General features: G+C 65.3%; 21 protein-coding genes and 1 other RNA gene. 9 read left to right on the top strand and 13 right to left on the bottom strand.

The window, feature by feature from the left end:
• Positions 1 to 4: 4 nt before the first annotated feature.
• Genes J2R76_RS38800 through rsmH form a run of 5 tightly spaced genes read right to left on the bottom strand, consistent with a single transcriptional unit; the run spans position 5 to position 6,158 of the window.
• Positions 5 to 1,438 carry a UDP-N-acetylmuramoylalanyl-D-glutamyl-2,6-diaminopimelate--D-alanyl-D-alanine ligase gene (locus tag J2R76_RS38800; protein ID WP_253625835.1) on the bottom strand — a complete coding sequence of 478 codons (1,434 nt, stop codon included), beginning with the start codon at positions 1,436 to 1,438 and terminating at the stop codon, positions 5 to 7.
• Positions 1,435 to 2,892: a UDP-N-acetylmuramoyl-L-alanyl-D-glutamate--2,6-diaminopimelate ligase gene (locus tag J2R76_RS38795; protein WP_253625834.1), complete on the bottom strand. Its 1,458-nt coding sequence runs from the start codon at positions 2,890 to 2,892 to the stop codon at positions 1,435 to 1,437. Before J2R76_RS38795 ends, J2R76_RS38800 begins: the two co-directional genes overlap by 4 nt.
• Before the next feature lie 49 nt (positions 2,893 to 2,941).
• Complete coding sequence (locus J2R76_RS38790) at positions 2,942 to 4,699, bottom strand: penicillin-binding protein 2 (RefSeq protein ID WP_253626133.1); 1,758 nt, start codon at positions 4,697 to 4,699, stop codon at positions 2,942 to 2,944.
• Positions 4,700 to 4,710: 11 nt separating this feature from the next.
• Positions 4,711 to 5,160 carry a hypothetical protein gene (locus tag J2R76_RS38785; RefSeq protein WP_253625833.1) on the bottom strand — a complete coding sequence of 150 codons (450 nt, stop codon included), beginning with the start codon at positions 5,158 to 5,160 and terminating at the stop codon, positions 4,711 to 4,713.
• A gap of 2 nt (positions 5,161 to 5,162) precedes the next feature.
• Positions 5,163 to 6,158 (bottom strand): 16S rRNA (cytosine(1402)-N(4))-methyltransferase RsmH, encoded by a 996-nt coding sequence (rsmH, locus tag J2R76_RS38780; protein ID WP_253625832.1) that lies wholly within the window; start codon positions 6,156 to 6,158, stop codon positions 5,163 to 5,165.
• Positions 6,159 to 6,738: 580 nt separating this feature from the next.
• Here rsmH and J2R76_RS38775 point away from each other — a divergent pair.
• Positions 6,739 to 7,605 (top strand): N-acetylmuramoyl-L-alanine amidase, encoded by an 867-nt coding sequence (locus tag J2R76_RS38775; protein WP_076824121.1) that lies wholly within the window; start codon positions 6,739 to 6,741, stop codon positions 7,603 to 7,605.
• A gap of 120 nt (positions 7,606 to 7,725) precedes the next feature.
• Positions 7,726 to 7,953 carry a hypothetical protein gene (locus J2R76_RS38770; RefSeq protein WP_016840052.1) on the top strand — a complete coding sequence of 76 codons (228 nt, stop codon included), beginning with the start codon at positions 7,726 to 7,728 and terminating at the stop codon, positions 7,951 to 7,953.
• Between the two features lie 80 nt (positions 7,954 to 8,033).
• Here the strand turns inward: J2R76_RS38770 and J2R76_RS38765 are convergent, their stop codons facing one another.
• Positions 8,034 to 9,269: an RNA polymerase sigma factor gene (locus J2R76_RS38765; RefSeq protein WP_253625831.1), complete on the bottom strand. Its 1,236-nt coding sequence runs from the start codon at positions 9,267 to 9,269 to the stop codon at positions 8,034 to 8,036.
• Positions 9,270 to 9,363: 94 nt separating this feature from the next.
• Positions 9,364 to 9,717: a YciI family protein gene (locus tag J2R76_RS38760; protein WP_168859070.1), complete on the bottom strand. Its 354-nt coding sequence runs from the start codon at positions 9,715 to 9,717 to the stop codon at positions 9,364 to 9,366.
• 14 nt (positions 9,718 to 9,731) lie between these two features.
• On the opposite strand from J2R76_RS38760, the gene J2R76_RS38755 reads away from it, so the two are divergent.
• The gene (locus J2R76_RS38755; protein ID WP_253625830.1) at positions 9,732 to 10,100 is read left to right on the top strand and encodes a hypothetical protein; all 369 of its coding nucleotides are present in this window, start codon (positions 9,732 to 9,734) and stop codon (positions 10,098 to 10,100) included.
• 7 nt (positions 10,101 to 10,107) lie between these two features.
• Positions 10,108 to 10,308, top strand: coding sequence for a hypothetical protein (locus tag J2R76_RS38750; RefSeq protein WP_057014987.1), 201 nt, complete (start codon positions 10,108 to 10,110; stop codon positions 10,306 to 10,308).
• A gap of 235 nt (positions 10,309 to 10,543) precedes the next feature.
• On the opposite strand, the gene J2R76_RS38745 is transcribed toward J2R76_RS38750, so the two are convergent.
• Together J2R76_RS38745 and J2R76_RS38740 are read right to left on the bottom strand one after the other, a co-directional pair.
• Complete coding sequence (locus J2R76_RS38745; RefSeq protein ID WP_168859072.1) at positions 10,544 to 10,978, bottom strand: PAS domain S-box protein; 435 nt, start codon at positions 10,976 to 10,978, stop codon at positions 10,544 to 10,546.
• Positions 10,979 to 11,083: 105 nt separating this feature from the next.
• On the bottom strand, positions 11,084 to 11,983 hold the full coding sequence (locus tag J2R76_RS38740) for a LysR family transcriptional regulator (RefSeq protein WP_253625829.1): 900 nt from the start codon (positions 11,981 to 11,983) through the stop codon (positions 11,084 to 11,086).
• Positions 11,984 to 12,128: 145 nt separating this feature from the next.
• Here J2R76_RS38740 and rnpB point away from each other — a divergent pair.
• Positions 12,129 to 12,543, top strand: an RNA gene (gene rnpB, locus J2R76_RS38735) — RNase P RNA component class A.
• A gap of 169 nt (positions 12,544 to 12,712) precedes the next feature.
• Here the strand turns inward: rnpB and J2R76_RS38730 are convergent.
• Positions 12,713 to 14,164 carry a GntP family permease gene (locus tag J2R76_RS38730; RefSeq protein ID WP_253625828.1) on the bottom strand — a complete coding sequence of 484 codons (1,452 nt, stop codon included), beginning with the start codon at positions 14,162 to 14,164 and terminating at the stop codon, positions 12,713 to 12,715.
• Between the two features lie 4 nt (positions 14,165 to 14,168).
• On the bottom strand, positions 14,169 to 15,188 hold the full coding sequence (locus tag J2R76_RS38725) for a patatin-like phospholipase family protein (protein ID WP_057014984.1): 1,020 nt from the start codon (positions 15,186 to 15,188) through the stop codon (positions 14,169 to 14,171).
• Between the two features lie 233 nt (positions 15,189 to 15,421).
• Here J2R76_RS38725 and J2R76_RS38720 point away from each other — a divergent pair, with 233 nt between their 5' ends.
• From J2R76_RS38720 to J2R76_RS41175, 3 genes are all read left to right on the top strand, one after another.
• Positions 15,422 to 15,601: a hypothetical protein gene (locus tag J2R76_RS38720; RefSeq protein ID WP_057014983.1), complete on the top strand. Its 180-nt coding sequence runs from the start codon at positions 15,422 to 15,424 to the stop codon at positions 15,599 to 15,601.
• Positions 15,602 to 15,785: 184 nt separating this feature from the next.
• Positions 15,786 to 16,313, top strand: coding sequence for a hypothetical protein (locus J2R76_RS38715; protein ID WP_253625827.1), 528 nt, complete (start codon positions 15,786 to 15,788; stop codon positions 16,311 to 16,313).
• 323 nt (positions 16,314 to 16,636) lie between these two features.
• Positions 16,637 to 16,858 carry a DUF2721 domain-containing protein gene (locus J2R76_RS41175; RefSeq protein ID WP_141341411.1) on the top strand — a complete coding sequence of 74 codons (222 nt, stop codon included), beginning with the start codon at positions 16,637 to 16,639 and terminating at the stop codon, positions 16,856 to 16,858.
• Here J2R76_RS41175 and J2R76_RS38710 read toward each other — a convergent pair.
• Positions 16,839 to 17,567 (bottom strand): alpha/beta fold hydrolase, encoded by a 729-nt coding sequence (locus J2R76_RS38710; RefSeq protein ID WP_057014981.1) that lies wholly within the window; start codon positions 17,565 to 17,567, stop codon positions 16,839 to 16,841. The genes J2R76_RS41175 and J2R76_RS38710 overlap by 20 nt on opposite strands.
• Before the next feature lie 206 nt (positions 17,568 to 17,773).
• Between J2R76_RS38710 and J2R76_RS38705 the strand changes: the two genes are divergently transcribed.
• On the top strand, positions 17,774 to 18,517 hold the full coding sequence (locus tag J2R76_RS38705) for a sulfite exporter TauE/SafE family protein (RefSeq protein ID WP_253625826.1): 744 nt from the start codon (positions 17,774 to 17,776) through the stop codon (positions 18,515 to 18,517).
• Between the two features lie 62 nt (positions 18,518 to 18,579).
• Here J2R76_RS38705 and J2R76_RS38700 read toward each other — a convergent pair whose 3' ends face one another.
• The gene (locus tag J2R76_RS38700; protein ID WP_168859078.1) at positions 18,580 to 20,379 is read right to left on the bottom strand and encodes an ABC transporter ATP-binding protein; all 1,800 of its coding nucleotides are present in this window, start codon (positions 20,377 to 20,379) and stop codon (positions 18,580 to 18,582) included.
• Positions 20,380 to 20,402 lie beyond the last annotated feature (23 nt).

The following is a 20,402-nucleotide window of genomic DNA, read 5'->3' as shown; positions in this document are numbered from 1 at the left end:
AGTCCTATACCGCTTCTTCGTGCGCGGCCTTGTCGGGGAAGCGTTTTTCCAGCGCGCTGACAATCAGCTTCATCTTCGATCCCAGCGAGCCCTTCACCATGATCACGTCACCGGCACGGACCGCGGCGACCGCCTGCGCTTCGAGCGCCGCCGAGCTCTCGGCATAGCCTCCCCGCCTGCCGGTGGAAAGGGCATCCCACAGATTCCGCATCAACGGACCACAACAATATACGAGGTCGATGCGGTTGGCGGTCACGGCCTCGTTGAGGCCGCGGTGCAGTTCGGGCCCGGTCGGCCCGAGCTCGAGCATGTCGCCGAGCACGGCGATGCGCCGGCCATGCGGCCCGGTCTGGGCCTGACCGAGCACGTTGAGCGCGGCGCCCATCGAAGCCGGGTTGGCGTTGTAGCTCTCGTCGATCAGCATCGCCTCGCCATGGCCGACCTCGAGGGTGCGGCGGAGGCCGCGGCCGGTCGGCGCCTCGAGCTGCGACAGCGACAGCGCCGCGCGCGCGATATCGGCGCCGAGTAGCGAGGCGCCGGCAAGCACCGCGAGCGAGTTCATCGCCATGTGCCGGCCGGGCATGCCGATCTTGTAGGTGATGTCGTGATCCAGAATATCCGCATGCACCGCCGAGCAGGTCGCGTGCAGCGACAGGTCGAGCAGCCGCGCCTCGGCACGCTTGTCGGCGCCGAACGAGACGATGCGCGAGATGCCGGCCTGCTTGGCCTGCTTTTGCAGCCGCGCGAATTGCCCGTTGTCGCGGTTGAGCACGACCGCGCCATCGGGCTCGAGCCCTGCGAAGATCTCCGCCTTGGCGTCGGCGATCGCCTCGATGCCGGCGAAGAATTCCAGATGCACCGGCTCGATCGTGGTGATGATTGCGACGTGCGGGCGCACCATCTTCACTAGCGGCGTGATCTCGCCGGCATGGTTCATGCCGATCTCGAACACCGCAAAGCGCGTGCTGGCCGGGCAGCGCGCCAGCGACAGCGGCACGCCCCAGTGATTGTTGAACGACGCCACCGACGCATGGGTCTCGCCCTGCGCCGACAGCACGCGGCGCAGCGCCTCTTTGGTCGAGGTCTTGCCGACCGAGCCGGTTACCGCGACGATCTGCGCGTTGAGCCGCGCGCGCGAGGCATGCGCGAGCTCGACAAGACCGGCGAGCACGTCGTCGACCACCAGCAGCGGCGCATCAGCGGGAAACTTTGCCCGTTGCGCGGTCTCGACCACCGCGAGCCCGGCGCCGGCCTTCAGCGCCGCCTCGACGAAGGCATGGCCGTCATGGACGTCGCCCTTGATCGCGAAATACGCCTCGCCGGGCGCGATGGTGCGGCTGTCGATCGAGAGACCGCTGACGCCGTCCGGCAGCGCGCCTTGCGTGGCGGCGCGCATCGCCGTCGCCATCGCATCCGAGGTCCACAACATCGTGCTCATGCGCCCTCCGCAGCCAGTGCACTGGCGACCGCCTCATGATCGCTGAACGGCAGCGTCGTGTTGCCGACGATCTGCCCGACCTCGTGGCCCTTGCCGGCGACGACCAGCGCATCGCCCGGCGCGAGGCCGGCAATGCCGGCGCGGATCGCCGCGGCGCGGTCGCCGATCTCGCGCGCGCCCTTCGCCGTCGCCATGATCGCGGCGCGGATCGCCTCCGGCTTCTCGCTGCGCGGATTGTCGTCGGTGACGATGACCTGATCGGCATTCTCGGCCGCGATCGCGCCCATGATCGGACGCTTGCCGGCGTCGCGGTCGCCGCCGGCGCCGAAGATCACGACCAGCTTGCGCCTGGCATAAGGCCGCAGCGCCTGCAGCGCCTTGGCGAGTGCGTCGGGCTTGTGGGCGTAATCGACGAAGATCGGCGCGCCATTGTGCTCGCCGACGAATTCCAGCCGGCCCTTGGCGCCTTCGAGATGTTCGAGGCAGCCGAACACGTCGTCGGCGGCGCTGCCGGTGCCGATCGCGAGCCCGGCCGCGACCAGCGCGTTCTCGATCTGGAATTCGCCGACCAGCGGCAGCCGGATCGCATATTTGCGCCCGCGGTGCTCGATCGCGAGCTTCTGTGCAAAGCCTTCGATGACAGCATCGGTGAGCCTGATGCCATCGCCTGCTTCGGCGTTGCGCCCGACCGCGATGATGCGCAGCCCGCGCGAGCGCGCCGCATCGATCACCTCGCCCGAACAGTCATGATCGGCCGAGATCACCGCGGCGCCGTCTGGTGCGACGAGATCGCGGAACAACCGGAGCTTTGCATTGAGGTAATGCGCGACATCGGGATGATAATCCATGTGGTCGCGCGACAGATTGGTGAAGCCGCCGGCGGCGATGCGCACGCCGTCGAGACGATACTGGTCGAGGCCGTGCGAGGACGCCTCGAACGCCAGATGGGTGACGCCGTCGCTCGCGATCTCGTCGAGCTGGCGATGCAGCGCGATCGGATCCGGCGTGGTCAGCGAGCCGTAGACCGTGCGCTTGTCCGAGACGAGGCCGATGGTGCCGATGCTGGCGGAGGAATGACCGAGCCGCTGCCAGATCTGGCGCGTGAAGGCTGCGACCGAGGTCTTGCCGCTGGTGCCGGTCACCGCCGCGATCGTCGCCGGCTGGCGCGAAAAGAATTTGGCCGCGGCGAGCGCCAGCGCGCGGCGCGGATTCGGCGTGATGACGAAGGGAGCGCGGGCGTGACCTTGCGGCAGATGGTCGCTGGCGACCGCGACCGCGCCGGCGGCAATCGCCGCATCGACGAAGCGCGCACCGTCGGTCCTGCTGCCGGCCAGCGCGAAGAACAGATCGCCCGGCTTCACCGCGCGGCTGTCGACCGCAAGCCCTCCGACAATGAGCGAGGAGGCACTCGGATCGATCGTGGCATCATCGCTGAAGAGGTCGCGAAGTCTCATGATCTTCCAGTCTGGCCGGCGCCGTTCTGGCGCCGCGTGAGTATACGCCTTACTGGGTTGTTCTGGATGCCGCAAGAATAAGGCGGTCGGACGGCGGCAGGTCGAATCGCGGTTCAACGCCCAAAAGCGGCGCAATTCGGGCGATCACATTGCCGCCGGTCGGCACCGCATTCCAGCCCGAGGTGATGAACCCGTAGGTTTCCTTCAGGGGCTGTGGCTCGTCGAGCATGATCAGAAGCTGGTATTTAGGATTGTCGGCGGGCAGGATCGCGGTGAAGGCGTTGAGCACGCGCTTCTTGGCGTAGCGGCCGTTGATCACCTTCTCCGCGGTGCCGGTCTTGCCGCCGATATAGTAGCCCTTGACGTCGGCCTTCTTCGCGGTGCCGATCTCGGCATTGAGCCGCATCAGATAGCGCATCTTGTCCGAGGTCTCAGGCTTGATGACGCGCTTGGCGAGCGCCATCGCCTCCTGCTCGGTGCGCTTCAGGAAGGTCGGCGGGATCAGGTAGCCGCCATTGACCAGCGCGTCGATGCCCATCACCGCCTGCAGCGGCGCCACCGCGATGCCGTGACCGAACGAGATGGTGACGGTGTTCAATTCGCCCCACTTCTTCGGCACGATCGGCGAGGCGCTCTCCGGCAATTCGGTGCGCAGCCGCTCGAGCTGGCCCATCTTGCGCAGGAACGCCTTGTGCGCGTCGACGCCCATCGCCAGCGCAATGCGTCCCGCGCCGATGTTGGAGGAATAGTAGAACACCTCCTTCATGTTGATCATGCGACCCATGTTGTGATCGTCATGGATCGCGAACTTGCCGTAATGCAGCGGGCCGCGCGCATCCCACATCGAGTTGAGGTCGAACCGGCCGCTATCCAGCGCCATCGCCAGCGTGAACGCCTTGAAGGTCGAGCCCATCTCGTAGACGCCGGTGGTCAGGCGGTTGATGCGATCGGGATCGTGCGCCTCCTTCGGATTGTTCGGATCGAAATCCGGCAGCGACACCATCGCCACGATCTCGCCGGTGCGCACGTTGGAGATGAGGCCGGAGGCGGCCTTGGCCTTGAACTTCTCCTTCGCCTTGAGCAGTTCGTCGCGCAGCGCGTGCTCGACGCGCAGGTCGACCGACAGCTCCACCGGCTTCTGCAGCCGGTCGGTGGCGAAGCCCGCGCGATGCAGATCGGCCAGACCGTTGCTGTCCAGCCACTTCTCCATGCCGGCGATGCCCTGGTTGTCGATGTTGACGAGGCCGATCAGGTGGGCGACCTCGTTGCCGGTCGGATAGACGCGCTTGTTCTCGCGCAGGAAGCCGACGCCGGGAAGGCCGAGGCGATGGATGTCGCTCTGCTGCTTCGGCGTGATCTCGCGCTTCAGCCAGACGAAGCCCTTGCGCGACGACAGGCGGTCGCGCACCTCGCTGGTGTCGAGATCGGGCAAGGCTCCGGTCAAGAGCTCGATCGCCTCGTCCTTGTCGATCAGGCGGCGCGGCTCGGCGAACAGGCTCGGCGCCTTGACGTCGGTGGCGAGGATTTCGCCGTTGCGGTCGGTGATGTCGGGCCGCGCGGTCGCGATGGCGTCCTGCGATGCGGTGCGGCGCGCACCATGGCTGTCGGCGCCGACGGCGAACAGCACCAGCCTCCCCGCCAGCACGCAATAGACCGCGGCGAAAGCGAGGATGGCAAGGCCAACGCGCGCGCGCGCCTTGGCGGCGCGGTCGACATTGCTGCCATACAGCAGCGTGCGGATCAGCCGCTGGTTCCAGGGCTCGGCGGGTTTCACGGCCGGTGTGTTGGCGGGTGCCGGATCGGTCATGGCTGGTCCCGTCATTGCTGGTCTCCCCCGCCCTGCCCGGAGTCTTCGGGCGCAGGCTGGTCGGCGGCCGGCTGGTCGGTCGCCGCCTTGTCGATCGATCCGGTCGTGCTGTCGGGCGCCGCGGCGGCCTCGATGGTGTCGATCATCGCACCGATCGGATCGCGCGAACCGGGCCGCGTGAAGCTCGGCGGCCGCTCCGGCAGGTTCTTCAGGGAATCGTACTGGTTGGCGTTGACCGGCTTCAGCGGCAGATGGCGCTCGGCGAGGCCCTGCAGCCGGAGCGGCGCATCGAGCTTGGCCCATTCGGCGCGCAACGCGGCGATCGCGTTGCGCTGCTCGCGGATCTCGGCATTGAGCTGCAGCACGCGTTCGACGCGCGCGGTCGATTCCATCTTGATGCGATAGACATACGACGCCGCGAAGATCAGCATGCCGATGACGAGGAGATGGAGAAGGCGCATCGTCACCCTCCCCGCTTCAGGTCGGACAGGCGGGGCCATGACGGCAGGTCGTCGTCGGCGTGCACCGGCGCCGCGGTGCGCTCGGCGGCACGCAGCTTGGCCGATCGCGCGCGCGGATTGGCGGCAAGCTCGGCCTCACCAGGCGTCACCGGACGCTTGGTCAGGATCTGAAAGCTCGGCGCCGCTTGCGCCATTTCGGGGAAATGCCGCGAGCCGGCGGAGACCTTGCCGCGCAGGCTGAGGAAATTCTTGACGATGCGGTCTTCCAGCGAATGGAACGAAACCACGACGAGCCGGCCGCCCGGCTTCAGCACGCGCTCGGCCGCTGCGAGCGCCAGATAGAGCTCATCGAGCTCCTCATTGACGAAGATGCGCAGCGCCTGAAAGGTCCGCGTCGCCGGATGGATCTCGTTCGGCTTGGCGCGCACGACCTTCGCGACGATATCGGCAAGCGCGTCGGTCGTCGTGATCGGCGCGTCCTTGCGCGCGGCGACGATGGCGCGGGCAACGCCGCGCGAATGCCGCTCCTCGCCGAAGATATAGATGATGTCGGCGAGCTGTTTCTCGGAAGCGGTCGCGACCACGTCGGCCGCGGTCGGGCCGCTCTGGGCCATCCGCATGTCGAGCGGACCGCCGAGGCGGAACGAGAAGCCGCGTTCGGCCTGGTCGAGTTGCATCGAGGAGACGCCGACATCCATCACGACGCCGTCGACCTTATCCACCCCGTGCGACGCGCAGACCTCGGCGAGGTTGGAGAAGCGGTCCTCGACCAGCGTCAGCCGACCGCCCGCGCCGTCGACCAGATCGAAGCCGCCGGTTATCGCGGTGCGGTCGCGGTCGATGCCGATCACGCGGGTCTCGGCGACATCGAGGATCGCCCGGCTGTAGCCGCCGGCACCGAAGGTGGCGTCGACATAAATGCCGCCGGCGCGCGGAGCGAGATGCGCGACCGCCTCGCGGCCCAGCACCGAAATGTGACGCGGCGCACGCTCGCTCATGCGCCGCTCCCGGGCGGGGCCGCGTAACTGGCATGCAAGCTGGGTGCGCGCCGACTCATTGCGCCTCGAATCCTCGCGCCCAGAGCCCTCTTCGTTCCGATCGGACCGGAACGGGGCTCTGGATTCCTGTCTTGACGCGTTTACCTCACGCGAACCGGTATCCACTTCGCTCGAAAACGCGTGAAAAAGCCGCTGCGTGACGCCAGCGCCAACTCCCGTTCTCGGCCGCAAATCCTGATATCCGACCGGAATTGGGAGGGTTTCCATGGGATTTCGCGCAAACAGCGGGGCTCAGCGTCCTTTGGCCGTCCCCCGAAACCGGTTCGGCACTTCACCTCTCAGTAACGGCACTTAACGTTAAGAAAACGTTGATGATCGGTTAGCGGAATCGCGCGGCTTTGATCCGCATTCGAGTGATACCCTCGCGACCCGCTCCGAGCACAATGGCGCAGCGCATCATGCGGATCGTGGAACCGGCAGGGGTCGATTGCGCGGCCCGCACGGTAAAGGAATAGTAAACGCTTATTTGTTTATCCATATGTCAAAATGCTTTCTCCTGGTTCGGGTTTGAGTGATTCGTATGGCTTCAAGTTCGTCTTCGTCCGGCAACGCTGATTCGAAGCGTCAGCGCGCCCTCCCTGTTCCAAAGGGGGTGGCGGACGCGAAGACGTTCACGCCGGATTCCTCGATCGCCTCCGACGTGATCCCGTCGGCGAACTTCGGCGATCGCGCCAATGGCCGGCAACCCGACATGATCGTGCTGCACTACACCGGCATGCCCGACGTCGAGGGTGCGATCACCCAGCTGTGCACGGCCGGCACCGAGGTCTCGGCGCACTACATCGTGCTCGAGGACGGCCGCATCGTGCAGTGCGTGCCGGAGAGCAAGCGCGCCTGGCACGCCGGCGTGTCCGCGTGGGCTGGCGATGACGACATCAACTCCTGCTCGATCGGCGTCGAGATCGTCAATCGCGGCCACGATTGGGGCTATCCGGATTTTCCGCTGCGCCAGATCGCGGCTGTCATCGCGCTGTGCCGCGGCATCATGCTTCGCCGCAAGGTGGTCCCGCATCGCGTGCTCGGCCATTCCGACGTGGCACCGGCGCGCAAGAAGGATCCCGGCGAGAAATTCCCGTGGCACTCGCTGGCCAATTCCGGCGTCGGGCACTGGGTGCAGCCGGCGCCGATCGTGCGCGGCGACGCGCTGCAGCTCGGTGCGATCAGCGACAGCGTCTCCAACATGCAGGCCGCGTTCCGGCGCTACGGCTACAACATCCCGACCAACGGCAAGTTCGACGGCCCGACCATGGAGGTCGTCACCGCCTTCCAGCGCCACTTCCGCCCGGAGCGCATCGACGGGATCGCCGACCGTTCCACCATGGCCACACTGCACGCGCTGCTCGAGAGCCTGCCGCCGGATGCGGCGACGGTGGTCGCGTCGAGCTAGGCTCGCCTCCGTCCGTCGTCGCGAGGAGCGGTGCATTTACCGGCCAAGTGTGCGTGCACGTTGGAACTTTTCGGCATGAGCGGTCTTTGTAGGTGGGGCGGTCCGAGTGGAGATTCGTCCATGTTCAAAGCACTGATCGCAGGAGCCGCCGCCGTCGGCCTCATTGTCGCTCCGGCAGCCGCTGGCGCTATGTCGACCCAAAGCAAGACCATGTCGTCGACCCATCACAAGACCCAGAAGGTCCATCACGCGCAGAAGAAGATGGCACCCGGCACCACGACCGGCATGTCGAAGGGGACGACGACCGGGCAATCGAGCACCGGCGCCAAGGCAAAGACAGGGTACTGAGCACGCTCAACGCCTCACGGCGCGCTGACCATCGTGGATGAATGGCGCGCCGTCACTGGCCACGCAAGAGATGGGGTGCGTCACCCCATCTCGGCGATGCGCCGCGCATAGAGCCGGCGCAGCGGTTCGAGTTGCGTGGCTGCCGTTGCGGCGAGATAGGCCTGCCGCGCTTCATCCTTGCGGCCGAGGCGGCGCAGCAGGTCGGCGCGCACCGCGGGCAGCTGGTCATATCCCTTCAAAGTGCCGCGCGCGTCCAGCGCGTCGATCAGGTCGAGCGCGCGCGCCGGACCATCGACCATCGACACCGCGGCGGCGTGATTGAGCTCGATCACCGGCGACGGGCTGATGCGCAGCAGCACCTCGTAAAGACCGGCGATCTGCGGCCAGTCGGTGTCCTTGTAACTCGGCGCCCGCGCGTGCAGCGCGGCGATCGCCGCCTGCACGGCGTAGGACTGCGGCCGGCCCGGCATCCGCAGCGCCTCCTCGACCAGTTCGAGGCCTTCGGCGATCTGCTGGAAATCCCACAGCGAACGGTCCTGCTCCTCGAGCAGCACGATATCGCCGCCGGCGGTCTGGCGGCCGGCGCGGCGCGCATCATGCAGCAGCATCAGCGCCAACAGCCCCTTGATCTCGCCGCGCGCCGGTATCAGCGCATCGATCAGCCGCGCCAGCCGGATCGCCTCGCGGGCAAGATCGGGCCGCATCAGATCCTCGCCGGCGGTCGCCGCATAACCTTCGGTGAAGACGAGGTAGATCACCGCGAGCACGCCGGTGAGGCGCGGCTCCAGCGCCTCACGCTCCGGCACCTCATAGGGAATGCCGGCGAGTTTTATCTTTTGCTTGGCGCGCAAGAGGCGCTGCGCCATGGCGTCCTCGCTCACCAGGAAGGCGCGCGCGACCTCGACCGTCGTCAGCCCGCACACCGTGCGCAAGGTCAGCGCGACCTGGACCTCCGCCGCAAACGACGGATGGCAGCAGGTGAAGATCAGCCGCAGCATGTCGTCGTCGAGCGTTGCATCGGCCGGCTCGGGCGAGGACTCTGCATCGAGCAGGATCTGATGCGTCAGTTCCTGCTGCTTGCCGTGAAACGTCGCCGCGCGGCGAACGCGGTCGATCGCCTTGTTGCGGCCGACATTGACCAGCCAGGCACGCGGATTGGAGGGGAATTCGCCGATCGGCCAGCGCTGCAGCGCCACGGCAAAAGCATCCTGAAGCGCATCTTCGGCCAGGTCGAAATCGCCGACGAGACGGATCAGCGTTGCGAGCGCCCGGCCCGCCTCTTCGCGAAACACTTTTTCGATCTGGCTGGGGGTCATGGTCTCACCGTCATTCCGGGGCGATGCGAAGCATCGAACCCGGAATCTCGAGGTTCCGGGTTCGCGCTTCGCACGCCCCGGAACGACGAAACCATCACTTGTCGTAGATCATCACCGGCCTGACTTCGATCGAGCCGGTCTTGGCGCCGGGAATCCGCGCCGCGAGGCCGAGCGCCGTATCGAGATCCTTGGCATCGACCAGATAATAGCCGCCGAGTTGTTCGCGGGTTTCCGCAAACGGCCCGTCGGTTGTCAGCGTCTTGCCGTCGCGCACCCGAACGGTGGTCGCGGTCGACACCGGCTGCAGCCCGTCACCCGCCTTGAAGTGTCCGCTCTGGATGATGGACTGGGTGTAGACGCCATATTCCGCCGACAGGGCCTTGCGGTCGTCGGCACTCATGCGGCCATATTCCGCGTCGCTCCGGTAGATCAGCAACAGATATTGCATCTTGAGAACTCCTCTTGATCGGCTGGATCGCCGACACCCAGTCGAACGGGCGACACGCAGGACGACATCGTCAGGATAAATTATTTTGGCCGCCCGGCGTGAATGTCTCACCGGCCCGGCGGGCCGCAGAGCAGCTTATATCGGATAATCCGATAGTAATCGCCAATATTATTCGTTTGTTAAATTCATGGCAGCGCGTAGCCTTCGCATGCCCGGAGGACTTCGCCATGACACCACTGCCGCAGACCGCCACACGCCTTTCCCGGCTCCTGCTGTCGATGCTGTACCGAATCCTGCGCAGCCGGATCGTGGCGAAACCGCGCCACCACGCCAGTCAGGTCGCCTCGAACATCGCCGCGGGCGGCAATCCGCTCGGCGTGTGAGCAGGCAATGCAACGGGGCATCACGCGCCTGAAGGCGTTGCGTCAGCTGATCGCCGACGAAGGGCTGACCATCGCGATCCTTGCGGCGGTAGCCGCAGCGACGGTGATCGCATTTGGTTTCGGTGCGGAAGCCGACATCGTGGCCTCGATGCTGGTCATCGGCCTTGTGACCGCGCTGGCGGAGACCCGCCTGCGATCGGGAAAGTAGCTCCAGCGGCCGTGATCGGCTCCGGAGGGGATGACCGAGAACCTGGCATTTGCTTGTAGCCTTATCCGCGTCACTGCGAGCCACCGGGTCGCGCGAACGCGCGCCCGATGACAGGCTCCGCGAAGCTATCCATCCGTCGCATGTGCGGAGCGATGGATTGCTTCGTCGCTTCAGCGCAAAATTGCTTCGCAATTTGTCGCGAGCTCCTCGCAATGACGGCATGGCTTCCCAGCCTTTACGACGATGTCGCGGCCTGCTGCGCGGCGCGGCGCCGCAACTCCTTGAGCTCCTCGAAACGCTTGGTCACGTCGCGCATCACCGCGACGGTGCCGGCGACCTTGTGCGCCGCATCGTGCAGCATCTCGATGGTGAATTCGACGGAGATGCGCGTCCTGTGCCTGGTCAGCGCCGGCACCGACAGCAGATCGCCCTGACCGTAGCGGCTCGTCCCGGTCGCCATCGTGTGACGGAAGCCGGCCCAGTGACGCGCGCGCAGATTCTCCGGAATGATCAAATCGAGCGATTGTCCGATCGCCTCCTCGGCGCTGAAGCCGAACATCCTGACCGCGCCGGGATTCCACAAGGTGATACGGCCTTCGACATCGGTCGCAACGATCGCGTCGGAGGCTCCCTTGAGCAACGCGTCTCCCACTTCTGCCGCAATATCCATCGTTTGACCTCCTGCTGATCCCGATCCTGCTGTGAACGCGGACGTTTGCGCTGACAAGCGAGGAAAGCCGATGGAATCGATCGGAGATGCCGATAGAAATCGCGGTCAGCGCCGCCGCCGCGCGGCAGGCCTGGCCCGCGGCAGGTCCGCGCTCGCATTAACCTGCGACGCGGCAAGCCGATGCATGGTCTCGACCGCGCGCGCCAGATGATCGTCCTGGCTGTCAGCCGGATAGGCGACATAGGCGGGCATCGCAAAGCCAGGTGCGCCGGCGACGGCGTGCAGCCGCCGCGCCTTCAGGAGCGGCTCCACGATACGACGCGCGAAGAAGCCAGAGCCGCCATTCTCCAAAAGATGCTGCAATCCGAGCCAGCCGATATTCACCGTCAGCGCGGGGCCGGCGAAATTCGGAAACAGCGTGGCGTGACGCGCGTAGAATTCGGGGCCCCAATCGACATAGACATAGCCCGGTCCCGGCTCCGGTGCGCTTTTCGGATCGGTCGACACCAGGATGAGCTGCTCCTCGAACAGCTGCTCGACCTTGAGGCCGGGGCGACTCTGCGGCGTGTACATCACGCCGATGTCGATGCGTCCCTCGACCAGCCCCTGCATCAGCTCGGGCTCGAGCGCGCTCTCGGCGCGGATCGAGATGTCGGGATGCGCCCGCGTCATCAGCGGCAGCCAGCGCAGCAGATACTCTTCCCAAAGTCCGATGCGGCCGCCGACCACCAGCGTCGCGGAAAATCCCGTGGGGATTCCGACATCATGGCGCGCCTGCTCGACGGTGCGGACCAGCACCGAGGCGTGGCGCTGAAACTGCCGGCCGGCCGGCGTCAACGTGGTGCCGGCCTTGTTGCGCACGAACAGCACGCAGCCGAGCTGCTGCTCGAGCGTGTGGATGCGGGTGCTGACGGTCGACTGGCTGACATGCAGCCGCTCCGCCGCGGTGATGAAGTTGCCGGCGCTCACCACCGTCAGGAACGTCCGGGCCAGTTCGGTATCCATGGCGCCTCGACCTTTGGATCGATCAAATCGATATCAAAGGCCTCTCCTCTGCGAATGTCAAAATCGAGAGCCAGCCGCGCGCCAGGCCAAGGTTAACCATCGCAATCGCTTGACGCGGGCGGCCAAAGCCCGCATGCGTAACCCGTCAGTCGGCCGGACGGCCGCTCCCGCAAGCGCCGAAAGGCCGCGGGGGAGGAAAGTCCGGGCTCCATCGACATGCGGTGCCGGATAACATCCGGCGGGGGCGACCCCAGGGAAAGTGCCACAGAGAACGAACCGCTCCCTCCTCGGAGGAAGTAAGGGTGAAAAGGTGCGGTAAGAGCGCACCGCGTTTCCGGCAACGGAGACGGCATGGCAAACCACACCGGGAGCAAAACCGAATAGGGACGGCAACGCGGTTAGTTCGCGCACGCGCGATAACACCGCAGGGCGATGTCAGGCCCGCTGTCCGGGTAGGTTGCCCGAGGCAAGGTGCAAACCTTGTCCCAGAGGAATGGCCGTCGCGTACCATTCGCGAGAATGGTGCCCTACAGAACCCGGCTTACAGGCCGGCTGATATTCTAAAGCGTTTTCGAGCGAAGTGGATTTCCGGTTCGCGTGAAGAAAACGCGTCTTGAAGATGGACCATGAGGGGCTCGGCGCGACACGCCGGGCCCCTCGCCAGTTTCAGATCAACGTCGTTCCAGCTACGCGCGCCGGCGGGAAGTAGAGCCAACCCATCGTCTTGCGTCAGAACGACCCGAATGCGGTGCCGATCGCAATCACCGCTGCGAGAGCAATGACAGAACTCACAATGCCGACCATGACAATGTCGAGATAGCTATCGCGATGCTTGAGCCCACAGATCGCAAGCAGGCTAACGACAGCGCCGTTGTGAGGCAGAATGTCCAGCGTTCCCGAACCGATCACCGCGACGCGATGCAACAGGCCGGGGTCAATACCCGCCTCCGCGGCAAGATCCATATAGGTCCGTCCCAGCGCATCGAGCGCGATCGTCAAGCCGCCGGAAGCCGACCCCGTCAGCGCGGCAAGGATGTTCGTCGCGACCGCGAGCGACACCAATGGACCGCCTTCAATTCGCAACACCCAGTCCCGCACCACGCCGAAAGCGGGAAGCGAGGCGATAACGGCGCCGAATCCGACAAGGCTTGCGACGCTCAGCGCCGGCAGGACCGACGCGTTGGCACCGGCATCCATAGTTCGTCGCAGTGCGGGCAGCCGCGTCCAGTTGCAGAGGATGACCGTCACGATCGCTCCCGCCAACGCCACGACAACCGACCAGACACCGGCCACGGCAGCCAGCGATGTATTTCCCCACCGCTGTTCGGCCAGGAACGAGAAATCAAGCCGAGGCAGCACAACCAGCGACATCACTAGATTGACGGCGACGACGACGATCAGGGGAAGGATGGCGTTGAAAATCGGGACAGCGGCGTTGCTGTGATATCCGTGGCGGAGCTCCGCCGGGTCGAATTCTCGCGCCGTCGTAGCCCGCTCGCGCAACAGCTCGTCGTCGGCTGCATCCGCCGGAACCGGCGGCTCGTCGCCATACCCCTCTTTTGCGCGATGCGCTGCCTTCTCCGCGCGAAGCAGCCACCACAGCCCGACGCTCAGCATGATGATCGAGGCGACAACGCCGAGGCCCGGTGCGGCAAAGGGGGTCGTGCCGAAGAAAGGCATCGGTATCGCATTCTGTATCGACGGCGTGCCCGGCAGCGCCGACATGGTGAAGGTCGAAGTCCCGAGAATGACCGCCGCCGGTACCAGACGACGTGGAATCCCCGCCGTGCGAAACAGCGTCTGCGCCATCGGAACGATAACAAAGAAGGCGACGAACAGGCTGACGCCGCCGTAGGTGACCAGTGCGCCTGCGAGCACGACCGCAAGGATGATCCGGCGTTCGCCCAGGCACCGGGAGATGAAGCCCGCGACCGCCGCGACCGCGCCGCTGTCATCCATGAGCTTTCCGAACACGGCGCCAAGCAGAAAAATAGGGAAGAACTGCGCGAGAAACTCCGACGCACTACCCATGAAGGTCTGCGTCCAGTTGGCAAGCAGCGGCTCGCCACCGAAAGCTGCGGCCACCAGCGCACAGAGCGGTGCGAGCAGCAGCACGCTCCAACCGCGGAAAGCGAGACAGACCAGCAGTCCAAGCCCGACGAGAATGCCGAGAAGACCCATCGTCTCAGCACTCCGCCAGCAGAATATCGAGATCTGCGGTCGAACGCTCACCGAGATCGGCGCCATGGGCGTCGAGGAATTCGCCGGCGGCTCGCCGCCCCTCCTCGTGCAGCTTGGCCACGAACGCCCATTCGGCATTAAGCTTGGATGACGAACCGAACGTCGCGAGCATGTCGCTCTTGATCCGGTGCGTCTTCATCTGCGCCCAGCGGGCGCCTTCCCCAGTACCGGGATCGGCGACCTGGCGAAGCAACGCGATCATGCGCAGCTCCTTTGCCAGCGGCGAGTTGAACGAGATCTCGTTAAGCCGGTTGAGAATGTCAGCGGCCGTGCGCGGCTGCTCCGGACGCTCGGTCGGGTTGATCTGGACGACGACGGTGTCGCGCGCGTCGGTCTCGCGGACGAGCGGCGTAATCGTGGGATTGCCCGCGTAGCCGCCGTCCCAATAGGGCTCGCCATCGATCTCGATCGCGCGAAACATCGTTGGCAGGCAAGCCGACGCGAGCAGGACTTCCGCGGTAATCTCCGCGTTGCGAAAAATCCGTCCGCGGCCCGTACGCACGCGCGTGGCGGTGATGAAGAGCTTGATCGGCGCGCGTGCAAGACGCTCGAAATCGATGCTGTCGTTCAATATGTCGCGTAGCGGATTGAAGCCAAGCGGATTGAGGTCGTAGGGTGAAAGCATCCGCGACATCAAATCGGTAAAGAGATAGGCCGGGGAGCTGTCAAGCGACCAGCGTCCCATCAGGCGGTCGAGCGGCGACCGTTGCAACGGACTGAATGCGGCGGCGCGCGAGACGCTTCGCCAATATTTTTCAAGCGCTTCGCGCGCGCCGGCAGCGCCGCCCGCGGTCCAACCATCCGCCAGCACGGCTGCGTTCATCGCTCCGGCCGATGTCCCGGATATGCCCGCAATCTGAAACCATGGTTCTTCGAGAAGCCGATCCAGGACACCCCACGTGAACGCACCGTGCGATCCCCCACCTTGAAGCGCCAGGTCTACGAGCACGGGGCTGCGGTTCATGAATCCATGCTCACCAGCACGCGAGGCGCTCATTATGTCGCAGTTTAGCCGAACATGCGAGACAAAGTTGCGGTCGCTGCGCAATTCCGACGGCGAACTTCGAACGATATTATCTCAACTCGAAGCGAAGCGAAGCGAACCGATCGCTTCAGTGCCGCCACAGCCCACCTTTCTTAAAAGGCGACATGCATGGGGTGGCGGGCGTAGAGTGTGCCTCTCGCGGAGGATCGCAGATGGACCTTCAGAAGATCATGGCGAAGGCAAGAGACATCGCCAGCAGCACCGGCACGATCACGACCGAGCAACTGAACGGGATGTGCCCCAACAATATGGAGCCCGAAGATATCGCGGCTCTCTTTGCGGCTCTGCGCACTGAGGGGATTCGTCTCAAGGACGACGAAGCAGAAAAGTAGGAGCCCAAAGTAGGAGCCACTGTGCTTTGACGCCACAGCAAGACAATCGATCACTGCGATCGAAGCGCTGGCCGAGTTTGGATAGTGGCAGATTGGTCATCCGGCGGCATTGCAGCTATGATCCGCCAGAGCTGGACGTGTCCTTCTGCCCCGAGATTCAAGAAGATCAAGAGGAGGAATAGGAATGTCGGTCGCCTGCAAGTTCGAACGCATCATCCTCAGCCACGAAGAATATGAGGAAATCCGCCTGACGCATCATCCCGCCATCTACGGCGTTGAGGTGAGCGAGCTCGAGGCCATGCGACCCCGCTTGCGCAAGATGCGCGACAAGGAGCGAACGGTCGGCCGACAGAAGCAGCGAGAGAGCCGCGGAAAGGCCGAGGCTCGCGGCACGAGCTTTCCAGGAACCGCCAAGCATGCGTCAGAGCGAAAACAGGTCTTCGCGGCAGCGCTGAAACGGGTCAACACGGAGCTGAGGCGTCAGCACAATCTGGCAGCCCGGACCGCACATGTCGAAGCAGCGCGAAAGGCCCTCGCGCTGCACCGGGCCGCGAACTTCACGACGCGTCCCCCGGCAGGAGGCACCGCGGGCGAAGGCATGGCGTCGAAGCCAAGCGAACGCCGACGAAAGATCATTGCAGGCGCAAAGATCGGACGCGTATCGCAGGCGACAAAGGTCGCTCAAGCCGTCCGCGACGCGCGCGGTGCATGATCCCGGGCAAACAAGCGGCTGATTGATTCCGGCGCGGCATCGGCATCCCGCAGCATACGCCAGCCGTCGCGGTTGCGCGCGGCCTGCCGCATGCTGAAGCGGACAGGGCGCGGCGTTTCAGCGGCATTGGTCAATGCAACCGCCAGTCAATCAGTGCCCGCCAGAACCTCAAACCCAATCCGGACGCTGATCTCCCGCATGAACCGCGTGACCGACCGGATACAAGCTCTTGATGCGGTCCCGGACGGCGATGATGCCAAAACAGGGCGTAAGAGAGACATGCCCCGGCTGAGGCGCCGCGCCGAGTTCCTCAATCGCCTATCATGTTCTCCACAATAAGCGCCATCCCGACGTGCCTGCTGGTGATCGTGGCATTCGTCAGTACCTATTTCCAGCTGCGGCACGAATATGGTGTCGCCATACTTTTTATCGTAGCGCTCGGATCTTTCACCGCAGCGCTGATAGATCTCGTCCGTGAACGAGGATTGCCGTGCACGAATACGATCTGGATCGCTAGAAATCGCCTCAGGAAACAATCTCCATGAGCATCGCCATCAGCGCCTCCGGTGCGGTGACGTTCGGCGAGTGGCTGGCGTCGATCTCGAAATAGCGCCAGCCGGCTTCGTTCCTGATGCGCCGGGCGAACTGGCCGAACGTGTCGGCCTGCGTGGCGCGGGTGGCGTAGATGTAGCTGCGCGGCAGGCTGGTCTCGCCGTGCTTCAACCGCAATTTCTGCTCGAAGCATTTGATCGGCATGTCGACGCGCCGCGCGCTCAGCCATGCGACGTCGGCGGGCGACGTGTCCGGCGGCACCGGCATCGGCGGAATACGCCAGCCGTCGCCGTCGCTCGCGAACTCACGCATGGTCTCGATCGCCGATTCGTTGAGATCGAACAGCGACTGGCCGTCGCGCGGCACGAAAGCGTCGATATAGATCATCTGCGCGATGCGCTCGCGCACCCGGTCGGCGACGCCGGTCGCGACCATGCCGCCATAGGAGTGCCCGATCAGCACGATGTCGTGCAGGTCCTCGTAACTGATGACGCTGAGCACATCCTGGATATGCGCCTCGAGGTCGAGTCCTTGATGCGCAAGGTGCGCGCGCTCGCCAAGCCCGGTGTAGCTCGGCGTGACCAGCCGATGGCCGGCGGCCTGCATCAGGGGATGCATCTTCTTCCATGCCCAGCCTGCCGACCAGGCGCCGTGACAGACCAGAAAGGTTTTTTGCGAATTCGCAGGCGAGCCTGAAGTCATGGGATGCTTCCGTTCCGATTATCGTTGATGAGCCGCGATTTTGAATAGTACCTGCGAGACGCGTTGTGTAAACGTGGCGCCAAACACCACCGTCGTTCCGGGGCGATGCGCCAGCATCGAACCCGGAATCTCGAGATTCCCCGGTGCGCGATTGCGCACCTGCGGTCTGGTCCTTCGGACCATCCCGGAATGACGAAGGAGAAAAAATGACCCCGGCAGGCTATGCGATCCTGTTCTTCGGCGCGCTTGCCGGCGGTTTCGTCTCCGGTCTTGCCGGCTTCGGCACCGCACTGATGGCGCTCGGCATCTGGCTCTATGTGCTGCCGCCGACACTCGCGGTGCCGCTGGTGCTGGTCTGCTCGGTCATCGCGCAGCTCTCGACCTTGCCGTCGATCTGGAAGAGCATCGATTTCCGTCTGGTCTGGCCGTTCGTCATCGCAGGCCTCGCCGGCGTGCCGATCGGCATCCTGCTGATCGCGCGGGCCGACCCCGAGGTCTTCAAGCTGACCATCGGCGTCTTCCTGCTGGTGTTTCCGACCGCGTTGTTCCTGCAGCGCAAGCCGATGTCGATCGCCTTCGGCGGCAAATGGGCCGATGGCGCGATCGGATTTGCCGGCGGCATCCTCGGCGGCCTCGCCGGACTGTCCGGCCCGCTGCCGATCCTGTGGGCCAGCATGCGCGGCTGGGGCAAGCAGCAGCGCCGCGGCGTGTTCCAAATCTTCAACTTCACGATCTTGGCGGCCGCGCTTTGCGTGCAGATCGCAAGCGGCCTGGTGAAAACAGAGCTGACCTGGCTGGTGGCGTGCGCGTTTCCGGGGACGCTGCTCGGCGCCTGGCTCGGCGCGCGGCTCTATCACGCGCTCAGCGACCGCAATTTCTCCGACGTCGTGCTGCTGCTGCTGTTCCTGTCCGGCGTCGCGCTGGTGTGGAACGGACTGGCGCCGAAATAGCGGGCGCTGCGTGAGCGTCGGTTCTGATCCAATCAGAACCGACGCTCCAGCCATGCGCCATCTCACTCCGCCGCGGCCTGACCGAACTCGGTCGCCTGACGCTCGAACAGGCCGCGATAGATGCCGCCTTGACGCGCGGCCAGCACCTCATGCGTGCCCTGCTCGACGATCTCGCCGCGGTCGAACACCAGGATGCGATCCATGCTGCGCACGGTCGACAGCCGGTGCGCGATCACGATCGAGGTGCGGCCCTTCATCAACCGTTCCATCGCCTGCTGGATCAGCGCCTCGGATTCCGAATCGAGGCTCGAGGTCGCCTCGTCCAGGATCAGGATCGGCGCATCGGCCAGGAAGGCGCGCGCCAGCGCCACGCGCTGCCGCTCGCCGCCCGACAGCTTGACGCCGCGCTCGCCCACCAGCGTGCCGTAACCCTTCGGCAGCCGCATGATGAAGTCGTGCGCATTGGCAAGCCGCGCCGCCTGCTCGATCGCCTCCATGCCGGCGCCCGGCCGGCCATAGGCGATGTTCTCCGCCAGCGTGCGGTGGAACAGGATCGGCTCCTGCTGCACGATCGCGATCTGGCTGCGCAGCGATTGCTGCGTCGCCCTGGCGATGTCCTGACCGTCGATCAGGATCCGGCCAGCGGAGACGTCGTAGAGCCGCTGCACCAGCTTGACGAAGGTCGTCTTGCCGGAGCCGGAGCGCCCGACCAGGCCGACCCGCTCGCCGGCGTCGATGTCGACCGACAGCCCGTCATAGAGCGGCCGGCGGTGGCCGCCATAGTGGAACGTGACGTCGTCGAACACGATGCGGCCGCCCTGGATGTCGATCGTCCCAGCATCGTCCGCATCGACGATGCCGAGCGGCTCGCCATGGATCTGCACCAGTTCCTCCATGTCGTTCACCGAACGCTGCAGGTTGTTGATGTGCATGCCGACATCGCGCAGATAGGCGTGGATGATGTAGTAGCTGGTCAGCACATAGGTGACGTCGCCCGGCGTGGCGCGGCCCTGCGCCCACAGCAGGATCGCACCGCCGATCACCGAGGCGCGGAAGCACAGCAGCACCACGAGCTGCGCCGTCGAGGTGTGATTGTAGCGGAACCAGGTCCGCCGCACCCGTCGGCGCCAGCGGCTGATGACGCCGTCGAGCCGCACGTCCTCGCGCGTCTCCGCGCCGAACGACTTCACCACCGCGTTGCAGGTCAGGGCGTCGGCCAGCGTGCCGCCGACCTTGGTGTCCCACGCATTGGAAACGCGCGCGGCAGGCGCGACGTAGCGCACCTGGAACACCATGGTCATCGCGACATAGATCACCGAGCCGACCGCGATCACCGCGCCGAGCTGCGGCCAATGCACGCCGAGCAGGATCATCGAACCGACCAGCACCACGACCGACGGCAGCAGCGCCATCAGGATGGTGTCGTTCAGCAAATCGAGCGCCCACATGCCGCGCGTGATCTTGCGCACGGTGGAGCCGGCGAACGAATTGGCGTGCCAGTCGGTCGAGAAGCGCTGCACCCGCATGAAGGCCTGCTGCCCGACATCGGACATCGTCTTCAGCGTGAACGGCACGATGGTCTGGATGCCGACCAGCCGCAGCACCAGCGACAGCGCGCCGAGGCCGACGATGGCGCCGAACGCCAGCATCGCCGCATGGCGCGCGGCCGCATTGGTGGCGCCCGCGGTCAGCGCGTCGACCAGATGGCCGGAAAACACCGGCATGAACAGGTCGGCCGCGGTTGCGCCGAGGAATCCGGCCGTCACCGCGGAGGCACGCAGCGGCTGTTCCAGCCAATGGCGGAAGACAAAGGGAAGCACGATCCGGATTGCGGCCGGCCGCTTGGTCGTCAGAGAGGTCATGGCACATTCCGGCCACGCTTTTG

This window comes from Bradyrhizobium sp. USDA 4532 (assembly GCF_024171315.1).
Lineage (GTDB): Bacteria > Pseudomonadota > Alphaproteobacteria > Rhizobiales > Xanthobacteraceae > Bradyrhizobium > Bradyrhizobium australafricanum.
The sequence above is the reverse complement of the archived record's forward strand: the minus strand, read 5'-3'. Positions and strand labels throughout refer to the sequence as shown.

What these genes read in the sequence shown, in the direction of transcription:
- J2R76_RS38715 (WP_253625827.1), top strand. Translation starts at nt 15,786, where the DNA reads ATGTCGGTCGCCTGCAAGTTCGAACGCATCATCCTCAGCCACGAAGAA.
- rsmH (WP_253625832.1), bottom strand. Translation starts at nt 6,158, where the DNA reads ATGAGCGAGCGTGCGCCGCGTCACATTTCGGTGCTGGGCCGCGAGGCG.
- J2R76_RS41175 (WP_141341411.1), top strand. Translation starts at nt 16,637, where the DNA reads ATGTTCTCCACAATAAGCGCCATCCCGACGTGCCTGCTGGTGATCGTG.
- J2R76_RS38765 (WP_253625831.1), bottom strand. Translation starts at nt 9,269, where the DNA reads ATGACCCCCAGCCAGATCGAAAAAGTGTTTCGCGAAGAGGCGGGCCGG.
- J2R76_RS38730 (WP_253625828.1), bottom strand. Translation starts at nt 14,164, where the DNA reads ATGGGTCTTCTCGGCATTCTCGTCGGGCTTGGACTGCTGGTCTGTCTC.
- J2R76_RS38800 (WP_253625835.1), bottom strand. Translation starts at nt 1,438, where the DNA reads ATGAGCACGATGTTGTGGACCTCGGATGCGATGGCGACGGCGATGCGC.
- J2R76_RS38705 (WP_253625826.1), top strand. Translation starts at nt 17,774, where the DNA reads ATGACCCCGGCAGGCTATGCGATCCTGTTCTTCGGCGCGCTTGCCGGC.
- J2R76_RS38745 (WP_168859072.1), bottom strand. Translation starts at nt 10,978, where the DNA reads ATGGATATTGCGGCAGAAGTGGGAGACGCGTTGCTCAAGGGAGCCTCC.
- J2R76_RS38700 (WP_168859078.1), bottom strand. Translation starts at nt 20,379, where the DNA reads ATGACCTCTCTGACGACCAAGCGGCCGGCCGCAATCCGGATCGTGCTT.
- J2R76_RS38775 (WP_076824121.1), top strand. Translation starts at nt 6,739, where the DNA reads ATGGCTTCAAGTTCGTCTTCGTCCGGCAACGCTGATTCGAAGCGTCAG.
- J2R76_RS38750 (WP_057014987.1), top strand. Translation starts at nt 10,108, where the DNA reads ATGCAACGGGGCATCACGCGCCTGAAGGCGTTGCGTCAGCTGATCGCC.
- J2R76_RS38760 (WP_168859070.1), bottom strand. Translation starts at nt 9,717, where the DNA reads ATGCAATATCTGTTGCTGATCTACCGGAGCGACGCGGAATATGGCCGC.
- J2R76_RS38720 (WP_057014983.1), top strand. Translation starts at nt 15,422, where the DNA reads ATGGACCTTCAGAAGATCATGGCGAAGGCAAGAGACATCGCCAGCAGC.
- J2R76_RS38725 (WP_057014984.1), bottom strand. Translation starts at nt 15,188, where the DNA reads ATGAACCGCAGCCCCGTGCTCGTAGACCTGGCGCTTCAAGGTGGGGGA.
- J2R76_RS38785 (WP_253625833.1), bottom strand. Translation starts at nt 5,160, where the DNA reads ATGCGCCTTCTCCATCTCCTCGTCATCGGCATGCTGATCTTCGCGGCG.
- J2R76_RS38710 (WP_057014981.1), bottom strand. Translation starts at nt 17,567, where the DNA reads ATGACTTCAGGCTCGCCTGCGAATTCGCAAAAAACCTTTCTGGTCTGT.
- J2R76_RS38795 (WP_253625834.1), bottom strand. Translation starts at nt 2,892, where the DNA reads ATGAGACTTCGCGACCTCTTCAGCGATGATGCCACGATCGATCCGAGT.
- J2R76_RS38770 (WP_016840052.1), top strand. Translation starts at nt 7,726, where the DNA reads ATGTTCAAAGCACTGATCGCAGGAGCCGCCGCCGTCGGCCTCATTGTC.
- J2R76_RS38790 (WP_253626133.1), bottom strand. Translation starts at nt 4,699, where the DNA reads ATGACCGATCCGGCACCCGCCAACACACCGGCCGTGAAACCCGCCGAG.
- J2R76_RS38740 (WP_253625829.1), bottom strand. Translation starts at nt 11,983, where the DNA reads ATGGATACCGAACTGGCCCGGACGTTCCTGACGGTGGTGAGCGCCGGC.